Genomic DNA, 13723 nt, shown 5'->3' on the forward strand with positions numbered 1-13723 from the left:
GAAGGGGTCGCCGAGAGCCGCGCCTCCGCCTTCCCGACTTCCCCGCCCGCCCGCCCGCGACGAGGACGCTGCCATGACCTCAACTCCGTACACCGTCAACGACGTCATGACCAAGAAGGTCATCGCCTTCAGCCCCGACGCCGGATTCAAGGAGATCGCCACCGCCATGGAACGGTGGAAGGTGAGCGCCGCCCCCGTGGTCGAAGGCGAAGGCCACGTCGTCGGCGTCGTCTCCGAGGCCGACCTCCTCCCGAAGGAGGAGTTCCACGACCACCGTCCCGGCATGATCGAACAGACGCGCCACCTCGGCGACACCGCAAAGGCGGGCTCACTCAGGGCCGAAGAGCTGATGACCACCCCGGCCATCACCATCCATCCTGACGCCACGCTCCCCCAGGCGGCCCGCCTCATGGCCGAACGCCACGTGAAGCGGGCTCCCGGTCGTCGACGCGGACGGCAACCTGAAGGGCATCGTCAGCCGCGCCGACCTCCTCAAGGTCTTCCTGCGCTCTGACGACGCACTCACCGAGGAGATCAGGCGCGACGTGGTGCACCCCCTCTTCCCCGTCTCCCACAACCATGTCCAGGTCACGGTCTCCCAAGGTGTTGTCACCCTGACCGGACAGGTACGGGACACCGGCCTGATCCCGGTGGCAGCACGCCTCGCCCAGGCCGTGGAGGGCGTCGTCGACGTGCGCTGTCGGCTCGAACTCGTGCACCCGGCTTGAGCGCCTTTCGGGCGGGCTCGGCATCCCGCGATCGGCTCAGCGTCCGGTTCGCGCCGCCTCAACAGCGCACGGGCCGCTGCGATCCCGGGCATCCCGGGCGTGGCCCGGCGACCATCTCGACCTCCTGACGGACCACCACACACCGGTCGGGTTCTCCGACCGCATGGACGCGGTCACCCGATTCCGCAACGAGGGCACTCCCTTGGGACATCCGGTTACCCCAGAGCCGTAGGCCTCCCGTGCTCACACGGCACGCCGTGACCGCCTGCCGGGGAGAACCGGACACGCGAGGCTCTTGTCACCTGTTCACAAGACAGGCCACGTACACACGCGCGTACTTCAGCGATGGATCGGACGTCTCGGGCGGATCCACCGACGACGTCGAAGGAGACGGCCGCGCAGCTGCTGCCGCCACTGCCCTTTGCAGGCAGGGCGACCCGACGCAACCCGAGACCGAATCTAACTACTCGTCAGTAAAGTCAGCAAAAGGTCAGCAATCGTCCGACCGAAGTTGACTACAGCCTGCAACACGTGAGGCTCGGCGACCGACACTGGAGGCCGGCAGCCCACGTCCGGCAGCCTTCATCCCGAAGCCGAAAGCGGAGGATCGGTCCCGAGTGGCGCATCTAGCCCCGGTCCGCACAAATGAGCAGGTCAACGCACCCTTCCCCTGGCTTTCAGATGCGCCGACGGGAGCTCGGGGGCCGGAATCGGAGGGCCGTCGTAGCCCTTGACCTCGCCGAATCGAGTCCCGTTCATCCAGTCTTCCCGGGCCTTCGCGATATCATCGTGTGACCGTCCGATCCAGTTCCAGGACATGGCGATCCTCGAGAGATCCGCCACCTGCAGGCCCATCCCCAACGACGCCGACAGGGAAAGGCCAGCGATCCACAGCCAAGATGAAGATCCATAAAGGCCCTCAGCCACCGGCATCACGTGCGCGTACGTCTCGTGGGTGACACGCGGATCCCGGCGCCCGAGCCACTCGGCCCATGTCCGGTACCGGTACGCCCTCGGACAGTCCAGCTGAGGCCAAGAAGTGGCGCAGGCGCTACGGGGAGAGCGCCTCGTGATCCCCGTGCTCTGCTTGGCTTGCGCCTCAGGCGGTCGACGAGCGAGCCTGCAGGGTCTGCCCCACGAGGAACTCGACGCGATGGGCCACTCGGGTTCATTGCGATCCGGAGTGACTCCCATTATCACGCGCGGACGCGCCAAAAACCACGCGCGCCACCGCCCGGGTGTGCAGGAAACGATGATCGAGGCTTCCTGCCCACGCCCACAGCCGACGGATCGCCCACAGTGGCAGCAACCGACCGGAACCGGAGGTACCGCCATGACCGACACTGCACCGGAAGGGACTGGTAAGCCGCTGCCCGGAGAGGCTCACCGGCTCGATGTCACCCACGTCGAAGGTGACGTCTACGTGGTCGACGTGCGCGGGCACCGCCTCCGTGTCGACCAGCCCACGGACGCGGGCGGGGCGGACACCGCGCCCACACCGACCGAGCTGTTCGCAGCGTCCCTGGCTACGTGTGTCGCCTTCTACGCGGGGCGCTACCTGCTCCGCCACGGCATGCCGTGCGACGGGCTGGGCGTGCGGGCGGAATTCGTCATGGCCACCGACCGCCCCGCTCGGGTGGCCGCGGTGCGCATGGTGATCGTGCCGCCGCCGCAGCTGCCCGAAGAGCGGCGCGCGGGCCTTCTCGCCGTCGCCTCGCACTGCACCGTCCACAACACGCTCCAGCGATCGCCGGACATCGGCATCGAGCTCGCACCGTAGCCGCCCCGCTCACAAGGCGGGCGGACAGGCATCGTCGGCCGGGGCCTCGCCGCCGACGGTCCGTCGCCAGGTAGGAGTGAGGCGACGGTGCGGCTATTTCGCGCGCCGGCCCACATGGGTTTCGAGCAGCCACAGGGTGCCGTGTTCGATCGTGAACTCGATGTCGCACACATCGCGGTAGTGCTCTTCCAGCTGCTCCACGTACGTGGACAGGCGATCGAACGAGGCCGGGTCCAGCGTGGCCAGCTCCTGAAGCGGCAAGCTGTCGCGGACGCCCGAGACGACTTCCTCGCCCTGAGCGTTCGGCAGGTACTTGCCGTACAGCCCGGGACTCCCGGCGGACGGATCGCGGCTGAACACGACGCCGCTGCCGGAGTCAGCTCCGAAGTTACCGAAGACCATGCTCTGGACGGTGACCGCCGTCCCGGAACGGAATGTGGTGAGGACCGCCTGCCACAGCTGTTCGACCGGGTCCTGCGGAAACGCCCGCCCCGTGCGTTCGAGAATGAGGTCCTTGAACGTTTCGACAACCCGTATGAGGTCGCAGGTGTCCAGCCTTGAGTCGTCCGCGACCTGGTGCTGCAGCTCAATTCGCCGGAGCACGTCTTCGAACAGTGAACTTTCGACACCCATGGCCGTACTGCCGAACATCTGCACAAGACGTCGGTAGGAATCCCAGCCGAACCTGTCCCGGTCGGGCACCCTGGCCAGCCCCAGCACGGACAGGTCATTCAGGCCGATGTCCAGGATGGTCTCCGTCGTGCCCGGCATGAAGTGCCCGGCACCCGCCCTGACCGACAGTAGAAGCGGGTTGTCCACCTGCCCCAGCCTCTTGCCGGCAGCCTGCTCCACCGCCGCCAAGTGCTCGCTGACCTCGCCTTCCAAGCCCTCCGGCGGCTCACCGGTGGCCAGGAAGGCACGGCAGGCATCGGTGGTGATGGTGAAGCCTGGCGGAACCGGCAATCCCAGGCACGTCATCTCCGCGAGATTCGCGCCCTTACTTCCGAGGAGCGCGGCCATGCCCCGGCCGCCCTCGTTGAAGTCGTACACGTACGAACCCATCCCTGCCACCAACCCCTTCGTCGCCCCCTCCTCTCGGGGGTGCTGATCGTGTCCGCGCGGACACGCGTCGTGCCGCGCGAACGCAACCGCCGGATCCATGGAATGCGCTGCCTTCTCTGTACTCAGTCTGTCTGGCCGGTCGGTCGGCCTCCAGGAGGGGCCGGTGGGCCCTTCCTGGGGCCAGTGGGCCAACTCCCCGCCTACAGACTCGATATCGCGACCCTTCATCTGCGGCCTGCCTCCGCCCGCCCTCCGTATAGAGGATCGCGATAACCGCACGCCGCCTGTCGCAGCCTGCACCGTCCCCGAGGGAGGGTTCAGGTCTCTCCCGGACCCGGCCGGCCGTGCCCTGGCCCGTGCGCGCGCAGTGCGGTCAGACGTTGTTCGTACTCTTCTTCGTCGATCTCGCCTCGGGCGAACCGTTCGGCGAGCACCTGCTTGGCGGAAGGCGCAGCCGGGGGCCGCACTGGGCCCGAGGGGAAGCGGTCGACACTGCGGAGGAGCAGTGCGACTCCCGCGACGGCCAGGGCCACGAGGAGGACCATGCTGAACGTCATGGCGACCCAGCCCCATCCGCCCATTCCGTGGTCGTACCAGAACATGGCTCACGCTCCTGTTGCGACGGTCTGGGACACGGCCCGCAGGGCATGTCCCCCATGTCCTCACTGTCCGTCGGCCCATGTCGTCCGGGCATGGGCTGGTCGGGGTCGCAACCAGGGCCGTTAGTCCTATGCTCAGGGCCGTGTCCGCCTCCAGACGGGAGGACCCGAACGAAGGCGCCCAATGGGCACGCCTTCCCGCCCCGGGCGCCACCGCAAGAGTCGGCTCTTCACCACAGAAGTTGTGCCGGAAGCCGAGTGCCGACAGCAATGACGGCCGTGGCACAGCGGGTGGGCGCGGTGACGACATGGTGTCCCTCTAGGGTGGCCTCGCGGGCCGATTGAGGCGACGCCGACCTTGGTGAGGAGGGCGTCAGCATGTCGGAGCGGGAGCAGGGGCTGGGCGACGTTCAGCGTGCGCACTGGCAGCAGACCTACGGCCGGCATCCCGGCATGTACGGGGAGGAGCCATCCGATCCGGCGATCCACGCCGCTGCCGTCTTCGGGGCCGCCGGCGCCCGGAAGGTGCTGGAGCTGGGTGCCGGCCATGGCCGTGACGCGCTGTACTTTGCCCGCCAGGGATTCTCCGTGTTGGCCACCGACTTCAGCCCAGTGGGTCTGGAACAGCTGCGTGAAGCCGCCGCGGCCCAGGACGTCACGGAGCGGGTCACCACAGCGGTCCACGACGTCCGCGATCCTCTGCCGCTCGCGGACGCCTCGGTGGATGCCGTGTTCGCCCACATGCTGCTCTGCATGGCACTGTCCACCCAGGAGATCCACGCCCTGGTCGCCGAGGTGCGACGGGTACTGCGGCCGGGCGGAGTGTTCGTCTACACCGTCCGCCACACTGGGGACGCCCACTACCAGGCCGGTGCCGGGCACGGAGACGACATCTGGGAACACGGCGGCTTCGCCGTCCACTTCTTCTCCCGCGACCTGGTCGACGCCCTCGCCGGAAGCTGGACTCTGGTCGAGGTCGCCGCCGTCGAGGAAGGCGGCCTCCCCCGGCGGCTGTGGCGCGTCACGCAGACCGTCCCTCGGTGAGTACCGCCTGAAGGCTCAGCGCTGTCCGATCTCGGGTTCCGGTTCGGCTTCGTCGTACCGCTCCGATGCTCGGTGCACCCGACGGCGGGCGTCGTCACGCAGTCCTCACCGCACGGGGACCGTGATCACCGGGCAGTGCGCCCGGTGCAGCAGCCCGTGGACAACCGATCCGAGTCGCATGCCCGTGTAACCTCCCTTGCCACGACGGCCCACGACCACGGCGAGGGCGTGCTCGGCGGCACCGGCGAGCTCCTCCACCGGGTGCCCGGACAGCACCTCGTGCGTCAACACGACGTCCGGGTACTCCTGCGACCAGCCTGCCGTCGTCTCGGACAGCATGCGTCGTTGCCCTTGGAGCGCGGCCTCCTCGTCGTGGTGCAGGAAGAGCGGGGGCTCCCACACCGACACGGCACGCAGCCTGGCCCCCCTGAGGTCGGCCTCTTCGAATGCCAGCGCGAGGGCCGCCTTCGAGGAATCGCTCCCGTCAATGCCCACCACCAGGTAGGGCGGCTGTTGCGTGACGTGCTCGGCGTCGCCCACGACAATGACCGGACACTGCGCCTGGGCGCTGACGGGAACAACCAGGGAACCGGCGCTGAGGAACTCCGAAGTCCGGCTCAGGTGACGGGAGCCGAGCACGATCATGCGGGCCCGCCTCGACAGGCGACCGATCTCCGGGGCGGGGAACCCCTCGACGAGATCCACGACCGATTCGACCTCCGGGTGTCGCTCCCTGCTCCAGGCGGCAGCCTCGCCGAGGGCGTCTGAGACCACCTGATGCAAGGCGATGCTACGCGGTGTGTCGTCGACGTGTTGCGTGTCGTGTTGAGGAGGTACGGCTACGACGAGTCGCAGCCGTAGCCGGCGTCGCCCGGCCTCGTCCACCGCCCAGGCCAGGGGAAGACGCCAGTCCCTGGCCGGGTCGATGCCCACGACGATCTCCTCGTGTTCGCCCGCGTCGCTCACGATTCGCTCCCGTTCTCGTCCGTGTGGCGCGGAATGAGCTCTACGGGGCAGTGGGCATGATGGACGAGGCTGTGCGTGACCCGTCCGAGGGTGGGCCCGAGGTAGCTGGGTGCCCTTCGGCCGCCCATCACCAGCAGGTCCGCCCGGCGCGAAGCCTCGACCAGGACAGAAGCCACTGACGTGCTCTTCTCCGCGTCACCCTGCACGGCCAGGTCCGGAAACTCCTGGCGCACCCGGTCCGCCACCGCGTTCAGGTGATGGACCTGCTCGTTGGCGATTTCCTCCACGTCGTCGAGCAGGGTCACGACCTCGCCGACGGACTGCAGGATGTTCCACACGTGCAGCAGCCGCAGTGAGCCCTCGCGGATCTGTGCCTCGCGTGCGGCGTACCGTGCGCAATCGAGGTCGTGCTCGTCACGGACGGCGGCGAGCACCGCGCCCGTCCCAGCGCCGTTCTCGGTGCCCCTGACGATGATGACGGGCGTCTTCGCCCCCGCTGCGACCTTGAGGCCGACCGATCCGAGCATGAGGGAGCTGAAACCGCCCAGCCCCCGGCTGCCGACCACGATGGTGCCGTCGGGGCCCGCGGCCTGGTGGAGGCTCGGGACCGGTGCCCTGCGGCTGAACTCGGCGTTGACTTGCAGGCCGGGAAACCGCTCCGTGACTGCGGCCACCGTGGCATCCAGTAGTTCCCGGCCTGCCTGGCGGACATGCTCGATGCTCTTCGCCGAGACGTAGAGGACCCGGCCGTCCGTGTCGGACCCGTGCACGATGCGCAGCGGGCACTCCCGGCGTGCGGCCTCCTCCGCCGCCCAGAACGCTGCCCACCGGGCCGGTTCGGAGCCGTCGACACCGACGACGACGGTGCCGAGTTCCGAGCTGCTCGTGGTGCCTTCCATGGTTCCTCCTCAGGGAGCCGCCAGGGGTCGGGGTCTCAGGTCGGCTCTTCTGACTTCTCGGTCAGGACGGCCCTTCAGTACCTGGCAGGGACCGGTGGTCCTGGTTCATGCAATCCCGCGCCGCAGGTGCGGCACAGGTCCGATCGGGCCCGGCTCCGGACCATTCGGCCCTCCTCGTCTCTTGGCATGGGGCGGATCGTGGTTTTAGGCGTCCTCCGGCGTTCCCGTCCGGGTGGATCGCCGTGACGGCAGGAGGTGCCTCATGAAGCACATCAAGGTCGGAGACCTGATGACCGACGAGGTCGTCTCGGTCATGACGTCCACCCCTTTCAAGGATGTCGCGAAGCTGCTCGCTCAGCACGACATCAGCGGACTGCCGGTCCTCGACGACGAGGACCGGGTGCTCGGCATCGTCTCCGAGAGCGACCTGATCGGCCTCGCAGCCGCCGATCACGCACCGGTGGGCGAGGAGCCCGATACCGGCCGGGGCGGGGCCCCATTCCCGTCCGAGGTGACCTTCACCGCTGGTGAGGCCATGTCCGCACCGGCGGTGACGGTTCACGCGGACGAGACCGCGGCAGGAGCCGCCCGACTGATGGCCCGCCGCGGCGTCGAGCGACTGCCGGTCGTGGACGACGAGGACCGACTCGTCGGCATCGTCACCCGCCGTGACCTGCTCTGGCTCTTCCTGCGACCGGACTCGGAGATACGTCACCGCGTAGTCGCGGACATACTCGTGGACACGATGGGGCTGAGCGCCGATGCGGTCACCGTCCACGTGGTCGACGGCATCGTGACACTGGAGGGCCGGCTGGAGAAACAGAGCCAGATTCCGGTCCTGATCCACCTCACCAGCCAGCTGGACGGTGTGGTCGCAGTCGCCTCCCGCCTGGCGGCCACCCACGATGGCTCCCTACCCACCCCACCGCACCGCACCGCCTACGGGATGTCCCTGTAACGGCGACGTCCCGTGTCGCCCATCCGGGGGAATCGCCGACGCCCGCTCGCTGCGTTTACGGCCGTCACCCGACGTGACGCTGTCTCCTTGATGGTTCCAAGGCAAGGAGAAGGACCCGGCCATGGATTACTCGATCATCCGCAAGCAGCCCGGCCCCGGTGTCGTCTTCATGCTCCAGGACTACGAGCGGGCCCGCGCGGACTTCAACTGGGAAACGGCCAGGTCCTTGCTGTCCGGGCTGCCTGGAGGCGGGCTGAACATCGGCTACGAGGCCGTCGACCGGCACCTGGCGGCAGGCCGGGGCGGGCGGGAAGCACTCCGCTGCATCGCACCCGACGACACCGTCACCCGCCTCACCTACGCCGAGCTCGGAGGCCTCACCGGTCGCTTCGCCAACGTCCTCACCTCCCTGGGCGTGGACCGACAAGAGAGGGTTTTCACCCTCTTGGGCCGCTGCCCCGAGCTGTACACGACCGTCTTGGGCACGCTGCGCAGCGCACGCGTGCTGTGCCCGCTCTTCTCGGCCTTCGGCCCCGAGCCCGTGCGCCAGCGGCTGGAGCTGGGCGATGCCCGGGTCCTTGTCACCACCGAGGCGCTGTACCGGCGCAAGGTCGAGGAGAACAGGCACCGCTTGCCTCATCTGGACCATGTCCTGCTCGTGGGTCCGGTTACCGATCCGCCGCCTGGCACGCTCTCCTTCGCCGCACTCATGGACGAGGCTCCGGAGGAGTACACGGTGCCGGCCACCGATCCGGAGGACATAGCGCTGCTGCACTTCACCAGCGGTACGACCGGTACCCCGAAGGGCGCGGTCCACGTGCACGAAGCGGTTGTGGCCCACCACGCAACGGCGGCCTTCGCGCTCGATCTGCGCCGGGAGGACGTGTACTGGTGTACGGCGGACCCGGGATGGGTGACCGGTACCTCGTACGGGATCATCGCCCCGCTCACGCACGGCGCGACCGTCGTGGTCGACGAAGGGGACTTCGACGTCCACCGCTGGTACCGCATCCTCGACAACCATCGGGTCACCGTCTGGTACACGGCACCGACCGCCATCCGCATGCTCATGCGTGCAACCCCCAGGGACGGCACCCGAGATCTGCCCGGGCCGTACGACCTGTCGGCTCTGCGCTTCATCGCAAGCGTGGGTGAACCGCTCAACCCGGAAGCCGTCCTGTGGGGGCAGGAGGTACTCGGCCTGCCGATCCACGACAACTGGTGGCAGACGGAGACCGGGGCGATCATGATCGCCAACTTCGCGGCCAGCGACATCCGGCCCGGCTCCATGGGACGGCCTCTGCCCGGTGTGGAGGCCGCGTTGCTCGAACGCGGCGAGGACGGACGCGCCGAGGTCGCGGGAGGCCGCGTTCGGGTCATCACCGGGGCGGGCGTCGAGGGAGAGCTGGCGCTGCGTCCGGGCTGGCCCTCCATGTTCCGGGGCTATCTGAACGAGGAGGCCCGTTACCGGGCCTGCTTCGCAGACGGCTGGTACCTCACGGGCGATCTTGCGAAACGCGACGAGGACGGGTGGTTCTGGTTCGTCGGCCGCGCCGACGACGTCATCAAGTCGGCAGGACACCTCATCGGACCGTTCGAGGTGGAGAGCGCGCTGATGGAGCATCCCGCGGTCGCGGAGGCCGGTGTGATCGGCCGCCCGGACCCGGTCGTGGGAGCTGTCGTCAAGGCATACGTCTCCCTCCGTCCCGGGCTCTCCCCCGACGCGTCCCTCAAGCGAGAACTTTTGGCGTTCGCACGCAGGCGGCTGGGCCCCGCGGTGGCGCCCAGAGAGATCGAGTTCGAGCAGAACCTCCCCAAGACGCGCAGCGGCAAGGTGATGCGCCGCCTGCTGCGCGCCCGGGAACTGGGATTGCCCGAAGGTGATCTGTCCACGCTGGAGACCCCCGGATGACCCGCTCGTGAGAGAAGGCGGAACCATGAGCACCACCCCGCAGCCCGAAGGAAAGGCCCGGAGCGCAGCACGCAGGAGCGGGCACAGGAAGGGACCCGCCACTGCCGCCCGCGGCACTCCCGACGGGCATCCCGCACCCGGGCACCACCTGTCCCTGCTCCGCCGGATGCTTGCCATCAGACGGTTCGAGGAAAGGTGCGTGGAGCTCTACAGCGGCGCGAAGATCCGTGGGTTCGTCCACCTCTACATCGGTGAGGAAGCCGTCGCCGTGGGCGTCAACCAGGCACTGCGCGAGGAGGACGCGGTGGTCTCCACCTACCGCGAACACGGGCATGCCCTGGCTCGCGGAGTTTCCGCCGACGCCGTGATGGCCGAGATGTACGGCAGGGCCACCGGCTGCAGCCGCGGACGCGGCGGCTCGATGCACCTGTTCGACGCCACGCACCGCTTCTACGGGGGCAACGCGATCGTGGCCGGCGGCCTGCCCCTGGCTGCCGGACTCGCACTCGCCGACCGGATGCGCGGCAGCACCCGCGTCACCTGCTGTTTCTTCGGGGACGGAGCTTTCGCCGAAGGCGAGTTCCACGAGACGGCCAACCTCGCGGCCCTGTGGCGGCTACCCCTACTGCTGGTCTGCGAGAACAACTTGTACGCCATGGGCACGAGCCTGGCCCGGGAGCACGCCCAGACCAACCTCGCCATGCGTGCCGCCTCCTACGGAATGCCCGCGTGGACGGTCGACGGCATGGACGTCCTCGCCGTCGAAGCGGCCGCACTCAGGGCGGCGGAGTCCGTGCGCGCAGGCAACGGACCGCACTTCCTCGAGGCACAGACCTACCGGTTCCGCGCCCACTCCATGTACGACCCTGACCGGTACCGGGCCAAGTCCGAGATCGAGGAATGGAAGGGACGCGACCCCCTCAAAGGACTGGCCGAACTGATGCGTTCCGAAGGGCAGCTCGACGACCGGGTGATGGAAGAACTCGACAAGGAAGTACTCGCCGAGATCGACCAGTCCGTACAGCGGGCCGAGAAGGCCCCGCTCGAACCGGTCTCGGACCTGCTCCGCTTCGTCACGAGCGAAACCGGGGGCGCGGCATGAGCACACGGAAGGCACCGACCGGGACTTCCCGGCCGACTACCTATCGGGAGGCGCTCCGTGAGGGGCTACGCGAAGCCCTGCTGCAGGACGAACGGGTCTTCCTCATGGGCGAGGACGTGGGCCGGTACGGCGGATGCTTCGGCGTCAGCCTGGGCCTGCTCGAAGAGTTCGGACCTGACCGTATCCGCGACACGCCTTTGTCCGAATCCGGATTCGTCGGCGCGGGCATCGGCGCCGCACTCGGCGGGATGCGGCCCGTGGTCGAGATCATGACCGTCAATTTCAGTCTCCTGGCCCTGGACCAGATCCTCAACAACGCGGCCACACTGCTCCACATGTCGGGCGGGCAGCTGAGCGTCCCCGTCGTGATCCGCATGACCACCGGGGCAGGCCGACAGCTCGGCGCCCAGCACTCCCACAGCCTCGAAGGCTGGTACGCCCACATCCCCGGCATCAGGGTGCTGGCACCCGCGACGGTCGACGACGCGCGCCACATGCTCGCAGCCGCCCTCGCGGACCCCGATCCGGTGCTGCTCTTCGAACACGGCAGTCTCTACAACGCGGAGGGCTCGCTGGACGCCACCGTTGATGCCGTCGATCTCGACACGGCGGCCGTACGCCGGCCGGGTACGGACGTCTCGGTGATCACGTACGGCGGCTCCCTGCCGAAGGCCATGGCCGCAGCGGAAACCCTTGCCGGGGAGGGCATCAGCGCAGAGGTCGTGGACCTACGCACCCTGCGCCCCCTCGACGACGCCACCGTCATGGCGTCCGTCGGCCGAACCCACCGGGCCGTGATCGTCGACGAGGCATGGCGCAGCGGCAGCCTGGCCGCGGAAATCTCGTCCCGCATCACCGAGCAGGCGTTCTACGAGCTCGATGCCCCCGTTCAGCGCGTATGCAGCGCGGAGGTCCCCATTCCCTATGCCCGGCAGCTCGAAGAAGCGGCGCTTCCCCAGCCCGCGACCATCGTGGACGCCGTTCGTCGGGCGGTGAGCTGACATGGCCGACTTCACCATGCCCTCCCTCGGCGCGGACATGGACGAGGGCACCCTCGTGGAATGGCTGGTAGGACCCGGTGACACCGTCACGAAGGGCGATGTCGTCGCCGTCGTGGAGACGGCGAAGTCGACGATCGAAGTCGAATGCTTCGACTCGGGAACGGTCGGTGCACTCCTCGTCGACCCAGGGACCACCGTGCCGGTCGGCACACGGATGGCCGTCATCAACACGGAAACTGAGCCTCCGGCCGCCGTCCCTGCCCCTGCCACTCCTTCTGCGAAGCAGCCGACGGCCCCGGCCTCCGAACTGCAAGCCGTTCCGGGCCGCACCACAACCGGGGGCGGGGACACCGTGTCCACTCCCCTGGTGAGGCACTTGGCCGAGCGGAAGGGCATCGACCTGTCGTCCGTGCACGGTTCCGGCAAGGGCGGTCGGATCACCCGTTCCGACGTGGAGCACGCGCCAGCCGACGGGCCACATCGGGTGAAGGCCTCGCCGCTCGCCCGCAGGATGGCCCAGTCGTCGGGCATCGACCTGAGCGCCCTGCGGGGAACCGGACAGGGCGGCACGATCCGGGCCGACGACGTACGGGCCGCCACGGCGGGCCCTCCGGCCCGTACGGTCGAAAGCCACGCACAGGCGCGCCCGTCTTCGGCGACGGCCGAGCCCGCGTATCCGGCGCGTGCGGCGATCGCGGCTCTGATGAGCCGTGCCAACCGCGAGATCCCCCACTACTACTTGTCGACGAAGATCGATCTGGCCGCCGCGATGGCATGGATGCGCGACCGGAATGCCGACAGGCCCGTGGCGGAACGGCTCGTACCAGCGGCCCTGCTGCTCAAATCGGTTGCCCTGGCTGCACGCCAAGTACCGGAACTGAACGGTTACTGGAAGGACGAAGCGTTCGTCCCCTCGCACACCGTGCGACTCGGTGTCGCGGTGTCCCTGCGCGGTGGCGGCCTGGTCGCGCCGGCGCTGACCGACGCCGACACGATGCCGCTGCCAGAGCTCATGGCGACGCTGAAGGGACTGGTCTCGCGGGCGCGTGGCGGCCGACTGCGGGCCTCGGAGACCGCCGACCCGACGCTGACCGTGACCAACCTCGGTGATCAGGGGGTGGAGACGGTCTTCGGGGTGATCTACCCGCCGCAGGTCGCACTCGTCGGTCTGGGGCGTGTCATCGAGCAGCCGGTAGCCGTGAACGGGATGCTCACGGTGCACCCGACCGTCACGGCCACGCTCTCCGCCGACCACCGTGCGAGCGACGGTGCGACCGGGGCGCGATTCCTGACGTCCATCGACCGCCTGCTCCAACGACCGGAGGAACTGTGAACCGTGACGAGGCCCTCGTACTGATCAAGAACGTGCTGACAGACGTGGTTCCCGGCGCCGACGCGGCGGTTCTCTCGCAGGACGAGAACTTCCGGGACCACCTGGAGATGGACTCGCTCGACTTCCTCAACTTCATCGAGGCGCTGAGCGAGCGTACCGGTCTCGCCCTGCCCGAGACCGACTATCCGGCGTTGAACACCCTGGACGGCTGCGCCGACTACGTCGCCTCACGCTCCTCCGTGGAGTAGCGGGGGCTGTTCGGTCCCACATGGGGCCACTCGGCCCCTCCTCGGTCGCCGCGCCGCAGGTGACGCTGGAAGAGGGCCACGGTCCTGCGGC

The 13723-nt window shown here is 68.7% G+C and carries 11 protein-coding genes and 3 pseudogenes; 9 read left to right on the forward strand and 5 right to left on the reverse strand.

Annotation, left to right across the window (positions count from 1 at the left end):
* Positions 1 to 73: 73 nt before the first annotated feature.
* Positions 74 to 728: pseudogene (locus OG207_RS04915) on the forward strand (CBS domain-containing protein).
* Between the two features lie 654 nt (positions 729 to 1382).
* On the opposite strand, the pseudogene OG207_RS04920 reads toward OG207_RS04915, so the two are convergent.
* Positions 1383 to 1547, reverse strand: a pseudogene (locus OG207_RS04920) (pirin family protein); the annotation flags it as partial.
* Between the two features lie 514 nt (positions 1548 to 2061).
* Here OG207_RS04920 and OG207_RS04925 point away from each other — a divergent pair.
* A complete protein-coding gene (locus OG207_RS04925; RefSeq protein WP_329096236.1) occupies positions 2062 to 2508 on the forward strand; it encodes an OsmC family protein in 447 nt (148 codons plus the stop codon).
* A 102-nt stretch (positions 2509 to 2610) separates the two neighbouring features.
* Here OG207_RS04925 and OG207_RS04930 read toward each other — a convergent pair.
* Both OG207_RS04930 and OG207_RS04935 read right to left on the reverse strand, forming a co-directional pair.
* Positions 2611 to 3570, reverse strand: a pseudogene (locus OG207_RS04930) (PEP/pyruvate-binding domain-containing protein); the annotation flags it as partial.
* A 317-nt stretch (positions 3571 to 3887) separates the two neighbouring features.
* Positions 3888 to 4172 carry an SHOCT domain-containing protein gene (locus OG207_RS04935; protein ID WP_329096238.1) on the reverse strand — a complete coding sequence of 95 codons (285 nt, stop codon included), beginning with the start codon at positions 4170 to 4172 and terminating at the stop codon, positions 3888 to 3890.
* A 375-nt stretch (positions 4173 to 4547) separates the two neighbouring features.
* On the opposite strand from OG207_RS04935, the gene OG207_RS04940 reads away from it, so the two are divergent.
* Positions 4548 to 5213: a class I SAM-dependent methyltransferase gene (locus OG207_RS04940; RefSeq protein WP_326746972.1), complete on the forward strand. Its 666-nt coding sequence runs from the start codon at positions 4548 to 4550 to the stop codon at positions 5211 to 5213.
* A 105-nt stretch (positions 5214 to 5318) separates the two neighbouring features.
* On the opposite strand, the gene OG207_RS04945 is transcribed toward OG207_RS04940, so the two are convergent.
* Both OG207_RS04945 and OG207_RS04950 read right to left on the reverse strand, forming a co-directional pair.
* Positions 5319 to 6179: a universal stress protein gene (locus tag OG207_RS04945; RefSeq protein ID WP_329096241.1), complete on the reverse strand. Its 861-nt coding sequence runs from the start codon at positions 6177 to 6179 to the stop codon at positions 5319 to 5321.
* Positions 6176 to 7078 (reverse strand): universal stress protein, encoded by a 903-nt coding sequence (locus tag OG207_RS04950; protein WP_329096242.1) that lies wholly within the window; start codon positions 7076 to 7078, stop codon positions 6176 to 6178. The genes OG207_RS04945 and OG207_RS04950 overlap by 4 nt, the downstream gene beginning before the upstream one ends.
* 262 nt (positions 7079 to 7340) lie before the next feature.
* Here OG207_RS04950 and OG207_RS04955 point away from each other — a divergent pair, with 262 nt between their 5' ends.
* The 6 genes from OG207_RS04955 to OG207_RS04980 all read left to right on the forward strand — a co-directional run bounded on the left by OG207_RS04955 (position 7341) and on the right by OG207_RS04980 (position 13632).
* On the forward strand, positions 7341 to 8036 hold the full coding sequence (locus OG207_RS04955) for a CBS domain-containing protein (protein WP_329096243.1): 696 nt from the start codon (positions 7341 to 7343) through the stop codon (positions 8034 to 8036).
* 121 nt (positions 8037 to 8157) lie between these two features.
* On the forward strand, positions 8158 to 9948 hold the full coding sequence (acsA, locus tag OG207_RS04960) for an acetate--CoA ligase (RefSeq protein WP_329096244.1): 1791 nt from the start codon (positions 8158 to 8160) through the stop codon (positions 9946 to 9948).
* A gap of 199 nt (positions 9949 to 10147) precedes the next feature.
* The gene (gene pdhA / locus OG207_RS04965) at positions 10148 to 11050 is read left to right on the forward strand and encodes a pyruvate dehydrogenase (acetyl-transferring) E1 component subunit alpha (protein ID WP_314245525.1); all 903 of its coding nucleotides are present in this window, start codon (positions 10148 to 10150) and stop codon (positions 11048 to 11050) included.
* The gene (locus OG207_RS04970; protein WP_329096246.1) at positions 11047 to 12051 is read left to right on the forward strand and encodes an alpha-ketoacid dehydrogenase subunit beta; all 1005 of its coding nucleotides are present in this window, start codon (positions 11047 to 11049) and stop codon (positions 12049 to 12051) included. The genes pdhA and OG207_RS04970 overlap by 4 nt, the downstream gene beginning before the upstream one ends.
* 1 nt (position 12052) lies before the next feature.
* Positions 12053 to 13384 (forward strand): dihydrolipoamide acetyltransferase family protein, encoded by a 1332-nt coding sequence (locus OG207_RS04975; RefSeq protein WP_329096248.1) that lies wholly within the window; start codon positions 12053 to 12055, stop codon positions 13382 to 13384.
* Complete coding sequence (locus tag OG207_RS04980) at positions 13381 to 13632, forward strand: acyl carrier protein (protein WP_326746980.1); 252 nt, start codon at positions 13381 to 13383, stop codon at positions 13630 to 13632. The genes OG207_RS04975 and OG207_RS04980 overlap by 4 nt, the downstream gene beginning before the upstream one ends.
* Positions 13633 to 13723: the final 91 nt, after the last annotated feature.

Source organism: Streptomyces sp. NBC_01439, from assembly GCF_036227605.1.
In the GTDB taxonomy this organism is placed as follows: domain Bacteria; phylum Actinomycetota; class Actinomycetes; order Streptomycetales; family Streptomycetaceae; genus Streptomyces.